Genomic DNA, 18,178 nt, shown 5'->3' on the forward strand with positions numbered 1-18,178 from the left:
TGCCGGATCCCCTGCCCAACTATGTGATCTTACTGAAATGAAAATGTGTAGATCCCCTCGCGGGTCTCCTACACTCCCGGTGGTCAAGCACTTCTCCGCCTGCCGGATCGGAACGCCTCGTATGCCCAGCACCCACCGCTTCGGCCGTCTGGCGGCCGCCGCGGCACTCGCGGCCGGCGTCGCGGTCCTCGCGTGCGCGTGCGGCGGCGAGGCCGCCGACGGAGCCTCCCCCAGCGCCCCGGCAACGCCCTTCGACGTCTCCTCGTTGCGGCACCCCGCCGGCCGGATGCTGGGCGTCGTCGACGACAAGACCCCCTGGCAGTACGGCATCGTCACCACCTTCACCAAGCAGGCGGGACGCGCCCCCGACATCCGCGAGTACTACGGGTCCTGGGGCGAGGACTTCGACCCGGAGGGCAACGCCTTCCTCTGGAAGCACGGGCAGCTCCCGATGCTGGAGCTGACGCCTTCCGACACGGCGCTGTCCGACATCGCCCAGGGCGCGGACGACGCCTGGATCCGCCGTTTCGCACGCCAGGTCGCGGCCTACGACGGGCCGCTCGCGCTGTCCTTCGCCGGTGAGATGAACAGCCCCTGGAACTCCTGGGGGCCGGGCCACGCCACCGCCGCCGACTTCGTCGCGGCCTGGCGGCACGTCCACGACGTCGTCCGGGGCGCCGGCGCGAAGAACGTGATCTGGGTGTGGAGCCCGCATGTGGTGGACTCCGGCTCCCGGGCCCCGCTGCGTCCCTACTACCCGGGCGACGCCTACGTCGACTGGGCCGGTGTCATCGGCTACTACGGGCCGGTCGACGGTGCCGCCTTCGCCAGCCTGTTCGCGCCGACGCTCCGCGAGATCGCGCGCTTCGCCGACCGCCCGGTGCTGATCACCGAGACCGGTGTGGCGGAGAGCGGCCGCAAGGAGCAGCAGATCCGCGACCTGTTCGTGGGGGCCGCGAAGGCGGACGTCATCGGACTGGTCTGGTACGACCAGCGCAAGAACTGGCCGGGCAGTTCGCTGCCGATGGACTGGCGGATCGACACATCGGTGGGCGCGCAGGCCGCCTTCCGCGTGGAGTCCGAGCGGGCCGGCTTCGGCCATCCGGTCAAGGACGACTGAGCCCGGGAGGCGGACCGGCCGGACGCACGCGCGGCCGGTGCGCCTCCGCGACGACGTGTCGGGGCGGCCGAGGCCACGACACGAGAACCGAGACCCAGACCCAGACCCAGACCGAGCAGAGCGGAAGTACGCGGATGACGACGGAAGGGCCGCCGGAACGGGGTGTTCCGCGGGAGTACCCGGGCCGGGGTTCCTGGCCGCCGCCCGGGCACGGCGAACCTGACCCCGCCCAAGCGGCGAGGGAGCCCTGGGAGGCCTGGCCGGCACGCCCTGGCGAACCGCAGCACCGCAACTCCCGCCGGCTGCCGCAGGACCCCTACGACCAGGACGCCCGCAGCGCCGCCCCGCCCGTACCCGAGCACCCCTGGCCCGACCCGGACCCCGCGCCGGGTGCCGGCGAACCGCACGGTGCCTGGACGGACTCCGGGCAGCAGGCGGGCGGCTGGGCACTGCCCCCCGAGTGGGCGGAGCCCTCGTCCGGCGTCGTCGTTCCGCGGCCCGCGGCCGAAGCGGTCCCGGCGGCCGCGCAGTCCGCGCCGCTGCCCGTACCGGTACGCACCGGGCCTGCGCGCGCCCCCCGCAGGGGCAGGCGCGCGGCCGGCATCGCGCTCACCCTCGCCGTGCTCGTGGCCGGTGGGGCCACCGCCGTCGCCCTGGACCGCAAGGACGCCCCGCCGCTCGCGTCCCGGCAGCTCACCCAGGTGTGGCAGGTGCCCGCGCCGGCCGCCGACGACACCCTCGTCGGAAGCTGGGTCACCCGCGAGCTGCTGATCCGGGCGAGCACCCGCGGCGGCATCAGGGCCTACCGCCTGTCCGACGGCAGCGAGGCGTGGAAGGCCTCCCTTCCCCGGTCGGCGGCAGGGGTCCCCTGCGCCATGTCCCCGACGCTGTCCAAGAACGGGACCGGGACGGTCGCGTTCGGCACGGACGCCAACTCCTGCACGTCGCTGGCGGGCGTCGACGCGGCCACCGGCCGGATCCTGTGGACCAGTCCCCTGGTCGACCGCGGGCACCGCACGGCGACGTCCGCCCGCACCTACCTCCAGGGCGAGGTCGCCACGATCGTGAGCGGCAACTTCCTCGGCGGTCTCGACATCCGCACCGGCCGCACCGTGTGGGGCTACCGCGCCCGGGGCGACTACTGCAACGTCCGGGCGTCGGGCAGCGCGGGCGTCGTGCTCGTGGACGACTACTGCGCCGACCACGCCGACCAGTTCACGCTGCGCGCCTTCGACGGCAGGACCGGAAAACTGCTCTGGGCCCACCGGCAGCGCACGCACACCGATGTGCTGCACGCCTTCTCCGGCTCGCCCCTCATCGCCTCCCTGCACACCCCGGACGAGGACAGCACCCGGGTCTTCACCGCCTCGGGCGGCAGCCGCAAGCTGGCGGTGGGCGACTCCCAGACCATGACCGGGAACGACACGGACGCCGACCACTCCGCCCGGCTCGTCGGGGACGTCCTGGTCACCCCGGCACTGGGCGCGGACCACCTGGAGGTCGACGCGTTCGACGTCACCACCGGCGCAAAGCTCTGGACCCTGCACTCGGCCGCGCTGGCCACCGCGGTGGCGGGGGACGACGCGGTGTACGCGGTGTCCTCCGCCGGATCCCCGCAGCTGGTCCGGCTGGAGCCGCGCACCGGCGAGGTCACGCCTGTCGCGGCCCTGCCGCCCGAGGTCGCCGGCTCCGGCGTCGTCGGCACCGGCACCGTGTACGTGCTGCCGGACGACGGCGGAGTGCTGGAACTCGGCGCGCAGGGCAGGAACGGCGGGGCCCGGATGTTCCGGTGAACCCGGAACGTGCGGGCCCCGGGCCGGCGGCCCGGGGCCCGCACGTGAAGTGGGGCGGCTGCGCGCCTACTTGGTGGTGCGGTAGGCGCGGTAGACCGTCTCCTTGGCCGAGTTGCCGTCGGTGTCCGTGAACGTCACGCGCAGCGAGACGGTTCCGGGACGGGCGGGGTGACGCAGTTCGAGCCGCTTGCCGTCGACGGCCCTGGCCGGCCTCCAGGTCCTGCCGTCGTCGTAGGACACCGCGAACCGCAGGGAGCGCACGGTGCGCGCGGTGGCCGCGCCCTCGATCGTGAACGGGACGGTGAAGACCGCGCCCGCCCTGGCGGTACTGGCCGTTGTCAGCCGGGGCGTGAAGCGCACCGCCGACAGCGGCAGCCATTTCCCGGTGTCCCCGCCCACATGGGTGGAGCGGAAGGTCCACTCGGCGGTCACCCGGGTGCTGACCGCGGAGAGGGCGGCGGGGCGGGAGACATCGGTGGTGAGCCGATAGGTGCGACGCCCGGCGGGGAGAGTGGCCGCCGTACCGTCCAGGGGCGCGTCCGAGGTGAACACCGGCCTGCCGTCGGCGTACAGCGCGCTCCTGGCCCTGCTGTACACCGAGTCGCCGGCGTGGCCCGCGCCGTCGGAGAAGAGCGGCACACGGGCGGTGAAAATGTCACCGCGACGGGTCGCGCCCGCCGGGTGGTCTCCCGAACGGATCAGGTGCGGGCCGAAGACGCCGAAGTTGAAGCGCTGCGTGTACGTCTTGCCCGCGCTGTAGGACCTGGCCGCGGTGTCGGTCTGCCCGCCGTCCCACTGCGGCTCCCCCGACGCGTCCGGGGCGCCCGACTGATAGACGGCGAACTGCCACTTCACGCCCGGCAGGACGTACTCGGTGCCGGCGCGCGGCAGGGAGCCCTCCTCCACGGACGCGGCGTACCAGGAGTCGCCCGGCATCCGGGGCGCGGCAACCAGGCTCATGGACTTGCCCGCGGCGGGCTCGCCGACGGTCAGCGCGATCCTGGCGAAGTCCTGCGGCCGAAGGTTCGCGGTGAACCCGGCCAGGTCGCCGGTACGGTTCCAGGCGGGCCGGTAGTCCACCGCGCCGTGGCTCCACGTGCCGTTGTACTGCGCGAACGCCTCGCCGGCCGGCAGCCGGGCGCCGAGCTGCCCGACCCGCAGCTTGGCGAAGTCGCCGATGTCGTACGTGGACATGTAGCCGGATCCGCCGTTCGCGACGCCGAAGTCGAAGACGGCGCCGGTGTGCACGGCGGCGCGGTCGGGCACCGTGATGCGCACCGGCTCGGCCTTGCGGGCATCCATCACCAGGGTCGTGTCGCGGGTCAGCGCGAACTTCGGCTGGACCAGCAGCGACAGCCGGCCGCCGGCGGGGTCGGACTCGGGGTAGATGCGGCCTTCGAGGGCGTAGCGCCCCGCGGGCAGCCGCACCGTGAACTCGCCGTCCGCGTCGTCGGAGTAGTCCTGCCAGAGGTCGCCGTCGAGGGCGTACACACCCGTCGCGGACAGGCCGGTCGGCCTGCCGTGCAGATCGAGGTGCTTGACCGTGAGGTTGTACGACTCGGGCTCGCGGTCGACACCGATGGCGGTCCGGACGGTGGTCTCCCCGGCGGTCGCGGTGACGGCGCCGCCGAACGCGCCGTCGGCCGTGCCCACGCGGGTGTCGGCGGTCACGGAGGCGGTCGCGGTGCCGCCGGCCGGGACGGTGAGCCGCTGCGGCGTCACGGTGAACATGCCGTCGGGGGCGGGCTTTCCGTCGTCCCCGCGCGCGTCCGCCGCCAGGTCGAGGGTGACCGGCCGGTCGCCGTCGTTGCGGTAGGTGAGCTCCTTGGTGACGGGCCGGTCGTCGGCGTGCGGCCACTGCGCGATGCCGAAGCCCAGCGCGGGACCCGAGGTCACCTGCTGGACCACAGCGCGGCCGAGGTCGGTGCGGCCGGTGCCCTGCACGAAGGCGGAGACGCCCGCGGCCGGTTCGGCGGAACCGGTGAGGACGGCCTTGATCCGCTCGCCGTTCCAGTCCGGGTGCTCTTGGGCGATGATCGCGGCGGCACCCGCCACGTGCGGGGTGGCCATCGACGTACCGCTCATCGAGACGTAGCCGTCGGCCGCCGGGTCGCCCTCGACGCCCTCGGCCGCGTGCGCGGCGACGATGTCCACGCCAGGAGCGGTGAGGTCCGGCTTGAGGGTCCCGTCCGCGGCGGGGCCGCGGCTGGAGAAGTCAGCGATGGTGTCGTCACGGTCCACCGCGCCGACGGTGAGCGCGGCCGCGGCACTGCCCGGGGAGCCGATGGTGGAAGCGCCGGGGCCGCTGTTGCCCGCTGCGATCACGAAGAGGGCGCCCGACGAGGCCGACAGCTCGTCCACGGCCTGCTCGACCGGATCGGTCTCCGGGGTGTCCGGGCCGCCGAGGCTGAGGTTGACCACCTTCGCGCCCTGGGCGACGGCCCACTGCATGCCGGCGATGATGCCGGACTCGTCGCCCTCGCCGGTGTCGTCGAGCACCTTGCCGATGATCAGGCGGGCGCCGGGCGCGACACCCTTGTACTTCCCGCCCGACCGGGCCCCGGACCCCGCCACGATCGAGGCCACATGGGTGCCGTGGCCGACATGGTCCACGGTGTCCGGCGTGCCGGAGAAGTTCTTCTGGGCGTCGATACGGTCCTTCAGGTCCGGGTGGGTGGCGTCCACCCCGGTGTCGAGGACCGCGACGGTGACCCCCTTGCCGTCGTAGCCCGCGGCCCATGCCTCGGGGGCGCCGATCTGCGCCGTGCTGCGGTCCAGGCTCGCCTTCACCTTGCCGTCGAGCCAGATCCTCGCGGCCTTGGCCGGGCCGGCGGCGACCGCGCGGCCGGTCGGCGCGGCGGCACCGGTGAGGGTCCGCCACAGGGTCGCGGCCTCGGACTTGCGGGCCCGCAGGGCGTCGCCGTTGACGCTGGGGAGGTCCCTGCTGACCGTCGCGCCGGAGCCGGACAGCGAACGCGCCGCGAGGGACCGCCCCTTGGGGTAGGTGACGATGAGCGGCAGATCGGACCGCGAGGCGTCGTCGTACCCCAGACCCACCAGGCGTGTCACGTCGAACAGCCGCCGGTCGACGGTGCCGTCGGCGACCAGCCGCTCGGCGTCGCCCGGTATGGCGTAGGTGTCCCCGTCGGCGGCCCGGGATATACGGAACCCGGTGCCTTCGCGGCCCTTTGCGGGCCTCATGCCGACGACCTTTCCATCGGCGTCCAGGACCGCCTTGTCACCGGTGACGAGGGTGACCGTCCTGCCGGTGCCCGGCAGCGGCCCGGGTCCCGCGCCCGGTCCCGCGTCGGCGGGGGCGGCCTCGACGACCGTGGGCGTACCGCTCAGCAGGGCGGTGGCCAGGGCGAGGGCGACCGCGGCTCCTGTCGCTCGTCTCTTGCGTTCCAAGACATGCCTCTCTCTTCGGGTTTCTTCGGGTTTCGCCGGGTTTCTCCGGGCGAGCCGCGTGCGGCCCACCCGCTTCACCATTTAGCTATCTGATTAGTGGAATGATGATGATGCTGGTCCGACGCAGACCTGTCAACGAGGACCCCGTCGGCCGGCGCGATTGCGGAGCCGGGCGCAGCGGTGGAATCATCGGCAGCCGAGTGGCCCCGGATCCCGGTCGAGGCGGTGGACGAACATGCCGGCAACCGACTGGGAATGGGACGACACCCTGTTCTCGGGATCCGCCCCGTACTACCGGCGCGGACGGCTCCCCTACGCCCCCGGGCTGGTGGACGCCCTCGCCGAGGAACTCGCGCTCGACGGCCACGGCCGCCTCATCGACATGGGCTGCGGGCCGGGCACCCTCGCCCTGGACTTGGCGCACCTGTTCGGTGAGACCGTCGGCCTCGACCCGGACGGCGGGATGATCGCCGAGGCCGAGCGCGGCGCCGCCGGACTCGGCCTGCGCGACAGGACCCGCTGGGTCCGCGCCCGCGCCGAGGAACTGCCCGCGGGACTGGGTACGTTCACCGTCGCGGCCTTCGGCCAGTCCTTCCACTGGATGGACCAGGAACTGGTGGCGGCCGCCGTCCGGGACATGCTCGTGCCCGGCGGGGCGCTGGCGCACGTGTCCGACGCGAAGAACGAGTCCTGGCCGCTGGACGGCCTCCCGCATCCGCCCGTGCCCTACGCGGCCATCGGGGAACTGGTCGCGCGCCGGCTCGGTCCGGTCCGGCGCGCCGGCCGGGGGACGCTGCCCCAGGGAACACCCGGCGGCGAGGCCGCGGTTCTGGCCCGCGCGGGGTTCCGCGGCCCGCGGCGCCGGATCGTCCCCGGCGGGCAGGCACTTGAACGCACCTGCGACGACGTCGTCGCCTGGGTGTTCTCGATGTCGTACTCGGCGCCGCACTTGTTCGGTGCGCGCCGGGGCGACTTCGAGAGCGAGCTGCGCGCACTGCTGTGGGAGGCCTCCGCCTCGGGCCGCTTCAGCGAACGCCGGCCGAGCACTGAATGCGTCATCTGGCGGACGCCGACCGCCTGACCCTTCCGCACCGCCGCCCCGCGCGGCACCCGTCATCGCGGGCGAGTTGACCGTGCACGGCGGCAGCCTCCTGGCCGCAGGCCGCACGTAGGGCGCCGCGGAATCCGTGCGCGCGGACCGGGAATTCGGTCATGCCGCGGATCTGCTTCGATAGCCGCAGAGGTGGCGAGTCCGAGTCGAATCAACGGGGTGGGCCGATGGACGAGCGCACAGCCGGGCTGAACGAACTCGCGCAGGGACTGCGTCCACTCGCACGCGGGGTCGAATGGTTCAACGGCTTGCCCGCCGACGAGCAGTTCGAGGTACTGCGGGACCTCAGCGGGTTCTGCCTTCAGGCCCGCGCGACGGTGGAGGACGGCGCGGAAAGTGTGCGTCTGGCCGGCATCCGGCCGACGCACACTCCGGCCGTCCTGATCACACGCGGGCGGCTGCCCGAGCAGCTGACGAAGATCATCAATCTGCCGCAGGACGAGCGCGTGAAGGCATTCCGGCTGCTGGTCGCCCTGTTGGGAGTGGCCGACAAGCGCCGCCGGGAGCGATTCTGCTCCACCGGGTGCTCCCACGCGTGGCACCAGGCCCGTCCGGCGCCGGCGTCCGGGGAATGACGTCGGCATCGCTCAGGTGAACGCGGTGCACCACATCGGCACTGCCACGTGCCGCGACGAGGTCGTCGGACGCGGCGGTCCCCCTGGCGGGCCGGCAGCGATGTGCCGACGCGCCAGGGGGACTTGGGTCGCGGACGTTCAGGACTCCGTCAGCGGGAACCGCGCTTCACGCTGCGGAGCAGGACGAATCCCGCGATCGCGAGGACCGCTCCGAGCGCCGCCGGCCACAGGTTGGCCCCCGTGTTGGCGAGGCCGCCGCTGATCTCCTGCCGGCCGGCCTGTCCCGCAGGGCTCGGGGCCGGCACGGCGGCCTGGGTCTGCCCGGCGGAACCTGCGCCCGCCTGGTCGTCGTGGTGCTCGTGCTCCTCCGGGGCCCCGGCCGCCGGGGCCTCCGTCGCGCCCGCGCCCTGGGACGCCGGGGGCGTCGCGTCGGCCTTGGGCGTCACGGTGGCCGGGACGCCGGGTGCGTCGTCCCCGGGCTGCCCGTCCTGCGGGGCGCCCGTCGAAGGCTGCGTGCCGTAGCCATGGTTGCCGTGACCGCCGTGGTTCTGCCCGTTGTCGCCGCCGTCACCGCCGTCACCGCCGGCCACCGTGCCGGACGGCGGCTCGTCCGACGCGGGCGGTTCCTGCGTCGGCTCCTCGGACGCCGGGGGCTCGTCCGTCGGCTGCTCCGACGCCGTCGGCTGGTCCGAGGGCTCCTCGGTCGGCTGCCCGCCGACGCCGCAGGTGCGGCCCTCGTTGATGCAGTCGGCCGCCTCCTGCATCAGCTTCTCGTCGAAGATGTTGATGAAGTCGCCGTGGTCGGTGATCGGCTTGTGCAGGTTCTCCGGGAAGGAGTCGACCGCGAACAGCGGGACGCTGCGCCCGCCGTCCGCCAGGCTCGGCGCGTCGACGTCGTAGACGATGCGCTGGACCAGCTGCGGGATGGCCTCGAACCCCTGCGGGCAGTTGCCCGCGGGGTCGGCGAACGCCACGTGCGTGCGGTGGTTGGCGCTGTCGACGTTCCGTCCGTCCCAGCAGCTCTGGAACCGGAAGGTCCGCACCACGTCACTGCCGCTGGGGCACAGCGGGTACTTGTCCTTCAGCTGCCGGTCCTCATGACCCGTGCAACTCCACGACGCGTTCGCGTTCGCGGGGCCGTTGACGAACGCCTTGGCATCGCCGGTGATGATGCGCAGCAGGCGCGGCATGGGCGTGACCTTGGTCAGCGGGTTGCCGACGAAGGTGAGGGTGACCTCCTTGGGGGTGACGATCTGACCCGCGTTGCCCTCGGTGCCGCCGCCCGGTGCGTCGGCATCCCGCTCCTTGGTGCCGTTCTGCAGCCGCAGCACGGGCCAGTAGTACGACGACCTGTCGCCCTGGTCCTGGCAGCTCGTGTCGGCCTTCGCCAGGTCGTCGATGGTGGCCAGGCCGTTGTTGGCCTGGTTGCCCACGTAGTCGTGGAAGTGGTGGGCGCCGTTGGTCACGCCGGGCGCCACGATGATGTTGTCCGAGTTGAACAGGCCGCCCGCGTTCACTCCGCAGGCGGTGGTGAACGTGCCGGGCGAGGCGTCCGACGGCCGCGGGGTGCGCGGCGCGTCCGAGGGGACGCTCATGATGTCGGCGTAGTCCGCCGCGACCGGGCCGTTCCCGCCCTGGCCCCCCTGGTCGGCCTGGCCCTGGTCTCCCCCGCCCTGGTCGCCCGGAGCCCCCTGGCTGTTCTGGTCCCCGGCCGGTGCGGTCGGCTGCCCGTCGGCGGGCGGGCTCTGGGTCTCGGGCGCGCGCAGACCGCAGGCCGCGAGGTCCTCGACGCCCTGCGGGCGGTCCCCGACGCGGTCGATGGCCTCCAGGATGCGCGCGATCGTCGCGGCGCGCTTCTCCTTCAGCGGGCCCAGGATCGCGTTGTCGGTGAAGGCGGCGTCCTGCTGCTGGGCGGCCGACGTGTCCTTCAGCCGCTGGTAGGCCTCGGCGATCTGCCCGTCCAGAGCGGCGAGTTCCTTGTCGACGTCCTCCCTCGCGCCGTCCGGCACCGAGGTCAGCGCGTTGCCCACGTCCGGGCAGTCGACAGTGAAGGCCTGCGGCGCCGCGGAGACCGTCTGCGCGTCCGGAGTGCCGCTCGCGTCACCCTCGGTCGCGGAGGCGAAGACATTCGCCGTGACCAGTACCCCGCCTCCCAGCATCAGGGCGACGGCCACAAAAGTGCCGCTCCGCGTGCCGGTTGCGCGTCTGCGCGTGTTGCGTCCCAAGGAAATCCTCCTGCGCCCGATGGGTGACGGCCTGACACAGCAAGCCGCCGCTTCATACGCAGGGGGCGCCTGTGGTGTTCAACCGCCCCGGAAATTCACAGGAGTTGTCCTCGGCCACACCGCAAGGCACCCGGGGGCGCGGTCGCATCGCAGCAGGCCGATGGGAGGATCGGCACCATGGCGACCCCGAGTTGCATCGACTGCTGCGCCGAGCCCGCGCTCGTCTGGGTGCGGACGCTCCATGAATCGGCCCACGACCAGGAATCGCTGCTGCGGTGCTCCGGCTGCCGTGCGTTCTGGTTCCACCGCTTCCACGAGTACACCGACTGGGCGGCCGGCAGCGACGACCTGACGTCCTGGTACAGCCGCCTCACGCCCGCGGAGGGCGAACGGCTCCGGGACAGCGCCGACCCGTCGGGCGAGGACGTGTCGTTCCTGCGCACGCGCGCCGCCTGGATGGACGACTCCCGGGGAATCCACCGGGTGGAGGGCGCCCCGGACCGGCCGTTCGGCTGACCCCGGCACCCGCGTGGCTCAGGGGACGACGACCATGCGGAAGCGCGCCGCCCCCGACATCATGCGGGCGAACGCGTCGTTGATGCCGTCCAGCGGCATCGTCTCCGTCATCGGGCGGATCCCGGCCAGCGCGCTGAAGTTCATGGCGTGCTCGACGTCGCGCGAGGTGCCGGAGGGGTGGCCGACGATCGAACGGGACGTCAGGACGATCTGGCTCGGGGTGATCGGCATCGGCTCGGGGGCGATCCCGATGGCGATCAGCTCCCCGCCGGGCCGCAGTCCGTCGACGCCCGCCGCCATGGCCTGCGAGTTGGCTGCGGTGGCCAGGACCACCGTCGCACCGCCGAGGGCCTGCAGGGCCTCGGCGGTGTCGCCGGCGGAGCTGTCGACGTAGTGGTGCGCGCCCAGCTCCACGGCCAGGGCCCGCTTGTCCTCGCCCCGTGCGACGGCCACCGTCTCGTATCCCGACTTCGCCGCGTACTGGACCGCCAGATGGCCGAGGCCGCCGATGCCGATGACGGCGACGAGGTCGCCGGGCCGGGCGATGCTCTTCCTGAAGGCGTTGTACGTCGTGACGCCCGCGCAGCCGAGCGGCGCGGCGTCGACGGCCGACAGTCCGTCGGGGATCCGGGCCAGCGCGTTGACCGGTGCGACCATATGGGTGGCGTACCCGCCCTCGTACGCCCAGCCGGGCACCTGCAGGTTCCGGCAGTCGATGAAGGCGCCCTCGCGGCAGGGCACGCAGTGGCCGCAGTGACCGCCGAACCAGCCGACCTCCACGCGGTCGCCGACCGACCAGTACCGCACGCCCTCACCGAGGGCGTCGATACGGCCGGCGACCTCGTGGCCCGCGACCAGAGGGAAGCTGACGTTCGGGTAGGCGTTGTGGACGAATCCGGCGTCCGAGTGGCACACACCCGAGGCCTCGACGGCGATCCGGACGTGGCCGGGGCCGGGCTCGGGGAGTTCCCGCTCGACGATTTCGAATGGTCCGCCCGGTTCGGAGACCTGGGCCACCCGCATGGAGTTCATCGCCCGTCCGGTGTGTGAGGGGTACGGCACGCAAGGCGTCGGTCCCGCTCATCGTGGCACGGGGCACACACCCTCGCGCGTCGGGCGGCGGTCACCAGGGGGCCCCGCCGAGGGTGTTGGGCGCCGCACGGCGAGCGGGCACGACCGTCGCTACCAGGTGTGCTGTGCGGCCGGGGCCGCCGGGCGCGCGCAGGGTGCCGGCCATCCGGTCGAGCAGGGGACAGGGCGGCTGCGCGCACCGCCCGCGGCGCGGAGGGGGCAGCGCCGCGGGCGGGGCGGGGGTCACCTCGCCTTGAGCGGCTGCCGGTAGGACTTGCGCAGGGACGAGGCGGCCACGGGGAGCAGCCCGGCGAGCACCTTGCCCTTGAGGGTGCTGGGTTCCCGGGTGAGTTCGACGTCGATCCGGGTGCCGTCACCCTCGGGGGTGAGCTGGAAGACCCAGCCGCCGCCGGGCCCGAAGACCTTCGACTCGTGCGTGGTGATGGTGACCCGCCCTCGCTCGGCGTCCCACTCGTAGCGCGCGCGTTCCCAGGCGGACGCGGTCCCCTCGGTCACTTCGGCCCAGGTGTCGCCGATCGCGTGGACGGTGACGGCGTCGATGGTGGGCCAGTTCTCGGCGCGCGAGGGGCCGAAGTCGGTCAGCACCGCCAGCGCGTCCGAGGGGCCGAGCGAGGAGTTCAGGTGGAAACGCACGACTGACATTGCGGATTCTGCCTTTCTTGGCAAACGACTGCGCCGACTCTCCGATGCGGGCGCCCCTGACGCCCGCGGATCGTCACCCTTTCAGGTGGTGACAAGATCATTGCAGTCGTGCGCAACACCTGTCAAACAGGTGACGGCAACGAAGGGAGCGGCAATCCCCCGCGCGCGACATAATCAAAGTACGATTGCTTCTGACATCGCCTGGAGAGGAGCGCACGCATGAAGAGGGCCCTGTCCTACGCGGTGTCGGTGGCACCGCAGATCCCCCAGTCGGGGCGCGGGCCGCTGCCCGACGGCAGCCCGCGCATGTGGTCCCCGATCTCCTCCACGCTGATCAGCGGCGAGCGTGACGCGGTGCTCGTGGACCCGCCCATGACGGCCGATCAGGCCGCGGCGGTCGGGGACTGGATCGCGGCGTCGGGCAGACGGCTGGTCGCGGTCTACGTGACCCACGGGCACGGGGACCACTGGTTCGGCGCCGTACCGCTCCTGGAGCGCTTCCCGGACGCCGAGGTCCGGGCGACGCCCGGCACCATCGGCGTCATGGCCGCGCAGGCGGCCCCGTCCTTCCGTGAGTCGTTCTGGGAGACGGTGTTCCCCGGGCAGATCCCGCAGGGGACGGTGGAGGCGGTGCCGGTCGGCCCGGACGGCTTCGAGATCGAGGGCCACCGCCTGGTGCCGGTCGAGGCCGGCCGCACCGACACGGAAGCGACGACCATGCTGCACGTCCCGGACCTGGGTCTGCTTGTGGCCGGCGACGTCGTCTACAACGGCGTCCACCCGTACCTGACGGAGTCCGGCGGGATCTCCGGCATCGACAGCTGGCTCGCCGCCCTGGACCTCGCGGAACGGCTCGACCCCCGTGCCGTGGTGGCCGGCCACAAGGACCCGAGGTCGCCGGACGCGCCGCGGCAGATCGCGGAGACCCGCTCCTACCTGCGCGATGCCCGCCGGCTGCTCCCGGAGGCCGACGGCGCGCAGCAGTTCTTCGACGCCATGCTGGCGCTGCACCCCGACCGCATCAACCCCGGCGCGCTGTGGGGCGCGGCCGTCACGCTCTTCCCGGCAGGCGCGTCGTCATAGGGTGGCGGCGACTCGGATCGGGACGGACGGGGGACCCATGGCCGCGGTGCACGCGTTGATCCATCTTCACGACTTCGACGACGGGAGCTCCGACTTCAAGCTGATCGGGATCTACTCGTCGCGGGAGAAGGCCGCGCGGGCGCGGGCCACCGCCGGGCGACTCCCAGGCTTCACGGACTTTCCCGAGGGCTTCGGCATCGAGCCGGTGGAAGTCGACCCGGACGGACCGGCAGGACCGGACGGACCCGCCGGACCGGGAGCGGAGCACCGCCTCCCCGCGGAGGTGTTCCTGCTCTTCCTCACGCTGCCCGACTCCGGCCGGGGCGAGGAGGTGCGGATCCTCGGGGCCTTCCGCACGGAGGAAGGGGCCGACGCGGCCGCGGCGACGGCCCTGCCCCGACCGCGCCTCGGCGAGCTGGAGGTCTGCCCGGTCGACGTGGACACGACGACGTGGACCGATGGCTTCGTCACCGTCGGGCCCGAGGAGGACTGAGGCCTTCCCGGCCGTCACGGCGCCGAGGACAGCCCGCGCTCCTTCAGCCGGGCCCGGTAGGCCCGTACGTTCTGGGTGTTGCCGCAGGTGGTGACGGAGTGCCAGACGCGTGAGCAGTTCTTGGAGCGGTCGTAGAACGCACCGCAGCAGCGCGGGTTCGCGCACACCTTCAGCCGGCGCAGCGTCCCCCCGTACGAGGCCGCCACCAACTGGACCAGGGCGTACGAGCGCAGCGCCTCGACGTCGTCCCCCTGGGCGCTCAGCCGCGCGCCTCCCGGGCCGAGAGTGACGGCGGCCGTCGTCCCGATCGAGGGGACGGCAACGGTCTCCGGGGTTCCCTCGGCGGGCCCCGGGGACAGCAGGGCGCGCAGGTCGTCGCGGAACGACACGACGTCCCGGAGGCGGTCGGGGTCCAGGCCGTCCGGCATCGCCGGGGCGCCGGGGTCGACCTGGTGGAGGACGGCGGCGGACGTGCGGAGCCACTGCCGCGCCGCATCGGCCGACTCCAGCAGGTCCGGCTGGCGCGGCTTGCCGAGGCTGGCCGTGTTCAGCAGGTCCTGGACGAAGCCCAGGCCGCCCGGCGCGCTGCTCTCGGGTTCCTCGTAGCGGGCGGAGGCGGGCCATCGGACCGCTGTCATCTCGTCCTCCTCCTCGCTTCCACCGGACAGATGTAAGAGCCTATCGCCTTCACCTCTGGCAACCGCCGCAGGGGCTCCCGAGGAGCCGTCCTCGCCGGGGACGGCTACTCGCCCCGGAAGTCGACGGCCGGACGGGGCCGGCCGGCCTTGAAGGCGGCGACCGCCGACGCGAGTCCGGCCGTCGCGTCCCCCGTCTCGAACAGCGGCATCGCGATGTCGAACATCGCGTCGTCCGCGGCCTTCACGCCCCCGGCGTCCCAGAGGCGCAGCAGCGCCTTGTGCGCGGCGTGCGCGCGTGTCGGTCCCGCGGCCACCTTGCGGGCGAACGCCCGTGCGGTCTCCAGGACTTCGCCGTCGGGCACCACGTGGTTGACCACGCCGGCCTCGGCCATGGTGGCGGCGGGAACCCGTTCCGAGGTCAGCGCCCATTCATAGGCACGGGCACGGCCCGCGCGCGCCGCCACACGGTGAATCCCGCCGAGGAGCGTGACGATGCCGAGGGTCTGCTCCGGGTGCCCGAACCGGGCTCCCTCCCCGGCGAAGATCACGTCGGCGCGCAGGGCGAGTTCGAAGCCGCCCCCGAAGCACAGGCCGCCCACCGCCGCGACGACCGGTACGGGAAGCTGCTCGAAGCGGTTGAAGGCGAACATGTACCGCTCGAACAGCGTCCGCAACTGCCGGGTGTCGAGGTCGGGCCAGGTCACGATGTCGCCACCGAAACTGAAGTCGGCCCCCTCCGCGCGCACGACGACCGCCCGCGCGCCCGCCGACTCCGCCTTCTCGACCGCGGCGAGCAGTTCGTCGGCCATCCGCTCGTCGATGCGGTTCTGCGGCGGGTGGTCCAGGACGATCTCGGCGACGTGTTCCTCGATGACGACGTGCAGACGGCTCATGGGTGCTCCCGGTCCTCGAACATGGTGCGATCACTTCCCCCGGTGCGGATCCGGCTCCGCGCTCTCCGCGCTCTCCGCGGTCCCCGCGAAGAAGTGGGCGGACGGGACGGTGTCGGCCAGCCGGTCGCGGAGCGCGGCGGAGAACCGCAGCGCCGCCCCGAGGGGCCGGTGGTGGATCGCCGCACGGGTGACCTTGCCGTCGGCGTTCTTCTCCAGGACGGTGACACCGGAGATCGGCAGGCCACCGAACGCGGTCGCCCGCCACTGCAGGTAGGTCGTGGTGCCCTGGGTCGCCTCGGCGATGAACTCCAGCGACTCGTAGATCGCGCTGGCGGTGGCGAGGACCGTGGCGACGAGCTCGCGGCCGGCGATCGGGCGCACCAGGGCACTCGCCTCCAGGACGACGTCCTCGGCGAACCGCGCGGCAAAGATGCTCGCGGACTGCGAGGCGAAGCCGCCGCGCCAGCCGGAGGCCGCATCACTGGCGTCCAGGGTCCGCAGGAAGGCGAGGATCTCGGCGGCCAGGACGGCCGGGAACTCCACGTGCAGCCAGTGGCCGCCGCCGGGGACGGTCGCGACGTGCGCGCCGGGGAAGCGGGGCGCGATCGTGCCGGTGACCACCTCGTGCGTGACGAAACCGTCCTCGCCGCCGCGGACGATGAGGACGGGGCCGCCGTACGCGCTCGTCCCCGGTGGTTTCGCGACCCCGTTGTTCCAGATGTCGACATATCGGGCCACCACCGCGGCGGGCACCAGCCTGCCGGCGCGGCCCAGCCTGTCCAGCGCGTCGCCGTCCAGGGCGGGAGACAGCCGCGTACGGACGGCGCGCTCCGCCTCCGGGTTCCCGCCGAGGGCCCGGAACGGCGCGACGGCCTTGTCCGGCAGATGCGTCCCACCCAGGGGGACCGGGGTGAGCAGGACGAGCCCGGCGACCCGGTCGGGCCGTGCGGCCGCCGCGAGTTCGACGACCTGGCTGCCCATGCTCTGGCCCATCACGACCACGGGCCCCTCGATCGCGTCGATGACGGAGGCGACCTCGCCGGCGAACAGGGTCAGGCTCAATTCGTCCATGTCCTGCGGCTCGGACGCCCGGCCACCCGATCCCGGGAGGTCGTACCGCACGGTGGGCACCGCGCCCGCCACAGCCTTGACGAGGCCGTCCCAGACGGTGGCGTCGTCCAGGAACCCGTGGACGAGCAGCAGCGTCGGCGTCGCCTCGCCGTCGCGGCGGACGGGGGTGCCTGCGGGAGGGCTCTCATCGCTCATGTCTGTCCCGTCGTCGTTGGTGGGGGCGACGGCCGTCGGGCCGCCTCGATGAGCGGGTACTCGTACATGAGCATAATCCGAATACTTATTACCGGCCAGAAACGTCTCTCACGGTGATCACTCACCGAGGAGGGCGAGGGCTCCGTACCAGACCGGGCCGGGGTTGATCCGGTCCGGGTGGCGCCGCAGCATCTCGTCGTAGAAGTCGCGCGCGCCGGAGGCCGTCCCCAGCAGCTCCGCGACGTCCCGCAGGTACTGCCGGGTCGTGCCGACGGCAGCCGCGGAATCGGGCAGGTCCTTGTTCTTGTGGCCGGCCACGACGGCGCTCGGATGCAGGGCCTCCACTTTGTCGAGGGCCTTCTGCCACTCCTCCAGACCACCGTCCAGGCCTTCGCTGAAGTACTGGTGGACGCCGTTGTAGACGACGTCGCCGGCCACCACCAGGCCGGTGGACGGCACGTGCAGGACGGTGGTCCCGTCGGTGTCGGTGTGCCCGACCTCCACCGCTCGCAGTGCGCTGCCCTCCAGTGCGAACCCGTCCGCCGGAACCGGCTGCGCGAGGACGGGGCTCTCGGGGATCTGGCCGGGCCACAACACGTCCCACATCTGCGCGCGGCCTTCGGTGGCCTGCCGGTGCATGAGCTCGATCGTGCCCTCGGTGGCGTACACCGTGGCGCCGGGGAAGCGTTTGAGCAGTTCCGCGGTGCCCAGCCAGTGGTCACCGTGTCCGTGGGTGATGTAGACGTGGCGCAGGCGTCTGCCGGACGCCTCGATCCAGTCGCCGGTCTCCTTGATCTGGTCGCGGGTGAACGGGACGTCGACGAGGACGGCGTCCCGCTCCCCCTGGATCAGCGTGGTGGTGACCGGCGAGGAGACGATCGGCCGCCCGTCCGGCAGCCGCTGGCCGCCGGCGCGCGGGGCGCCGGCCACGACGAGGGTCTCGTAGCCCAGGGGCTCGGGGGTGGTCATGGGTTCTCCTCCCGTGGGGAGATGTCCTTGTCCGCGGCGCCGGCGAGGTCGCGCGCCCTCGCATGCCGAGGGACACCCGCCGAAGGGTCCGCCCCGATGAGGGGTCGCCGGGGCCCGGCGACCCACTCCGGGGAGGACGCGGTCGCGCCTTGGCGCCACGCGCCCCCGCCGAGGCCTCCACACGCACCTGCTACCAGCACTTTCCCACCAAAACGGCGCTGGTGCAGGAGTACCCGCGGGACCCCGGGACCGGGCCGGCACACCGGATCGCACAGCACCTGAGCCGGGCCCGGTTCACGCCCGGGGGGGCACGGCCGTACGGACCGAGGCACCCCGGGCACGTGGGCCGGGGTG

15 protein-coding genes are annotated in these 18,178 nt (G+C 73.1%); 7 read left to right on the plus strand and 8 right to left on the minus strand.

Features of this window, described 5'->3' with window-relative positions; genetic code table 11:
* The first annotated feature begins 121 nt into the window (after window positions 1-121).
* Both ACIP64_RS09325 and ACIP64_RS09330 read left to right on the plus strand, forming a co-directional pair.
* On the plus strand, window positions 122-1,120 hold the full coding sequence (locus ACIP64_RS09325; RefSeq protein ID WP_401583347.1) for a glycoside hydrolase family 26 protein: 999 nt from the start codon (window positions 122-124) through the stop codon (window positions 1,118-1,120).
* Between the two features lie 134 nt (window positions 1,121-1,254).
* The gene (locus ACIP64_RS09330) at window positions 1,255-2,913 is read left to right on the plus strand and encodes a PQQ-binding-like beta-propeller repeat protein (protein WP_401583348.1); all 1,659 of its coding nucleotides are present in this window, start codon (window positions 1,255-1,257) and stop codon (window positions 2,911-2,913) included.
* 66 nt (window positions 2,914-2,979) lie between these two features.
* Here the strand turns inward: ACIP64_RS09330 and ACIP64_RS09335 are convergent, their stop codons facing one another.
* Window positions 2,980-6,321: a S8 family peptidase gene (locus ACIP64_RS09335; protein ID WP_401583349.1), complete on the minus strand. Its 3,342-nt coding sequence runs from the start codon at window positions 6,319-6,321 to the stop codon at window positions 2,980-2,982.
* Between the two features lie 235 nt (window positions 6,322-6,556).
* On the opposite strand from ACIP64_RS09335, the gene ACIP64_RS09340 reads away from it, so the two are divergent.
* The gene (locus ACIP64_RS09340) at window positions 6,557-7,402 is read left to right on the plus strand and encodes a class I SAM-dependent methyltransferase (RefSeq protein ID WP_401583351.1); all 846 of its coding nucleotides are present in this window, start codon (window positions 6,557-6,559) and stop codon (window positions 7,400-7,402) included.
* Between the two features lie 197 nt (window positions 7,403-7,599).
* Window positions 7,600-8,007 (plus strand): DUF5958 family protein, encoded by a 408-nt coding sequence (locus ACIP64_RS09345; RefSeq protein ID WP_401583353.1) that lies wholly within the window; start codon window positions 7,600-7,602, stop codon window positions 8,005-8,007.
* A 149-nt stretch (window positions 8,008-8,156) separates the two neighbouring features.
* On the opposite strand, the gene ACIP64_RS09350 is transcribed toward ACIP64_RS09345, so the two are convergent.
* The gene (locus ACIP64_RS09350; RefSeq protein ID WP_401583807.1) at window positions 8,157-10,166 is read right to left on the minus strand and encodes a DUF1996 domain-containing protein; all 2,010 of its coding nucleotides are present in this window, start codon (window positions 10,164-10,166) and stop codon (window positions 8,157-8,159) included.
* Window positions 10,167-10,409: 243 nt separating this feature from the next.
* Between ACIP64_RS09350 and ACIP64_RS09355 the strand changes: the two genes are divergently transcribed.
* Complete coding sequence (locus ACIP64_RS09355; RefSeq protein ID WP_401583355.1) at window positions 10,410-10,748, plus strand: hypothetical protein; 339 nt, start codon at window positions 10,410-10,412, stop codon at window positions 10,746-10,748.
* Window positions 10,749-10,766: 18 nt separating this feature from the next.
* Here ACIP64_RS09355 and ACIP64_RS09360 read toward each other — a convergent pair whose 3' ends face one another.
* Window positions 10,767-11,780, minus strand: a complete 1,014-nt coding sequence (locus ACIP64_RS09360; protein ID WP_401583357.1) for an alcohol dehydrogenase — start codon at window positions 11,778-11,780, stop codon at window positions 10,767-10,769.
* 282 nt (window positions 11,781-12,062) lie between these two features.
* A complete protein-coding gene (locus ACIP64_RS09365) occupies window positions 12,063-12,482 on the minus strand; it encodes a hypothetical protein (protein WP_401583359.1) in 420 nt (139 codons plus the stop codon).
* Between the two features lie 219 nt (window positions 12,483-12,701).
* Here ACIP64_RS09365 and ACIP64_RS09370 point away from each other — a divergent pair, with 219 nt between their 5' ends.
* Window positions 12,702-13,565 carry an MBL fold metallo-hydrolase gene (locus ACIP64_RS09370; RefSeq protein WP_401583360.1) on the plus strand — a complete coding sequence of 288 codons (864 nt, stop codon included), beginning with the start codon at window positions 12,702-12,704 and terminating at the stop codon, window positions 13,563-13,565.
* Between the two features lie 37 nt (window positions 13,566-13,602).
* Window positions 13,603-14,058, plus strand: coding sequence for a hypothetical protein (locus tag ACIP64_RS09375; RefSeq protein ID WP_401583362.1), 456 nt, complete (start codon window positions 13,603-13,605; stop codon window positions 14,056-14,058).
* Window positions 14,059-14,072: 14 nt separating this feature from the next.
* On the opposite strand, the gene ACIP64_RS09380 is transcribed toward ACIP64_RS09375, so the two are convergent.
* The 4 genes from ACIP64_RS09380 to ACIP64_RS09395 all read right to left on the minus strand — a co-directional run bounded on the left by ACIP64_RS09380 (window position 14,073) and on the right by ACIP64_RS09395 (window position 17,824).
* Window positions 14,073-14,696 (minus strand): CGNR zinc finger domain-containing protein, encoded by a 624-nt coding sequence (locus ACIP64_RS09380; RefSeq protein ID WP_401583363.1) that lies wholly within the window; start codon window positions 14,694-14,696, stop codon window positions 14,073-14,075.
* A gap of 104 nt (window positions 14,697-14,800) precedes the next feature.
* Window positions 14,801-15,589, minus strand: coding sequence for an enoyl-CoA hydratase/isomerase family protein (locus tag ACIP64_RS09385; RefSeq protein WP_401583365.1), 789 nt, complete (start codon window positions 15,587-15,589; stop codon window positions 14,801-14,803).
* 30 nt (window positions 15,590-15,619) lie between these two features.
* Entirely contained in the window at window positions 15,620-16,855 is a 1,236-nt protein-coding gene (locus ACIP64_RS09390; protein WP_401583366.1) for an alpha/beta fold hydrolase, read from the minus strand.
* 117 nt (window positions 16,856-16,972) lie between these two features.
* Entirely contained in the window at window positions 16,973-17,824 is an 852-nt protein-coding gene (locus ACIP64_RS09395) for an MBL fold metallo-hydrolase (RefSeq protein WP_401583368.1), read from the minus strand.
* Between the last annotated feature and the right edge of the window lie 354 nt (window positions 17,825-18,178).

Origin of the sequence: Streptomyces sp. NPDC088733, assembly GCF_044751185.1 — a bacterium.
Classification (GTDB): Bacteria; Actinomycetota; Actinomycetes; order Streptomycetales; family Streptomycetaceae; genus Actinacidiphila.

Bases quoted from the DNA above. Each gene is read 5' to 3' on its own strand.
- ACIP64_RS09325 (WP_401583347.1), top strand. From the start codon at position 122: ATGCCCAGCACCCACCGCTTCGGCCGTCTGGCGGCCGCCGCGGCACTC.
- ACIP64_RS09330 (WP_401583348.1), top strand. From the start codon at position 1,255: ATGACGACGGAAGGGCCGCCGGAACGGGGTGTTCCGCGGGAGTACCCG.
- ACIP64_RS09340 (WP_401583351.1), top strand. From the start codon at position 6,557: ATGCCGGCAACCGACTGGGAATGGGACGACACCCTGTTCTCGGGATCC.
- ACIP64_RS09345 (WP_401583353.1), top strand. From the start codon at position 7,600: ATGGACGAGCGCACAGCCGGGCTGAACGAACTCGCGCAGGGACTGCGT.
- ACIP64_RS09350 (WP_401583807.1), bottom strand. From the start codon at position 10,166: ATGCTGGGAGGCGGGGTACTGGTCACGGCGAATGTCTTCGCCTCCGCG.
- ACIP64_RS09355 (WP_401583355.1), top strand. From the start codon at position 10,410: ATGGCGACCCCGAGTTGCATCGACTGCTGCGCCGAGCCCGCGCTCGTC.
- ACIP64_RS09360 (WP_401583357.1), bottom strand. From the start codon at position 11,780: ATGAACTCCATGCGGGTGGCCCAGGTCTCCGAACCGGGCGGACCATTC.
- ACIP64_RS09365 (WP_401583359.1), bottom strand. From the start codon at position 12,482: ATGTCAGTCGTGCGTTTCCACCTGAACTCCTCGCTCGGCCCCTCGGAC.
- ACIP64_RS09370 (WP_401583360.1), top strand. From the start codon at position 12,702: ATGAAGAGGGCCCTGTCCTACGCGGTGTCGGTGGCACCGCAGATCCCC.
- ACIP64_RS09375 (WP_401583362.1), top strand. From the start codon at position 13,603: ATGGCCGCGGTGCACGCGTTGATCCATCTTCACGACTTCGACGACGGG.
- ACIP64_RS09380 (WP_401583363.1), bottom strand. From the start codon at position 14,696: ATGACAGCGGTCCGATGGCCCGCCTCCGCCCGCTACGAGGAACCCGAG.
- ACIP64_RS09385 (WP_401583365.1), bottom strand. From the start codon at position 15,589: ATGAGCCGTCTGCACGTCGTCATCGAGGAACACGTCGCCGAGATCGTC.
- ACIP64_RS09390 (WP_401583366.1), bottom strand. From the start codon at position 16,855: ATGAGCGATGAGAGCCCTCCCGCAGGCACCCCCGTCCGCCGCGACGGC.
- ACIP64_RS09395 (WP_401583368.1), bottom strand. From the start codon at position 17,824: ATGACCACCCCCGAGCCCCTGGGCTACGAGACCCTCGTCGTGGCCGGC.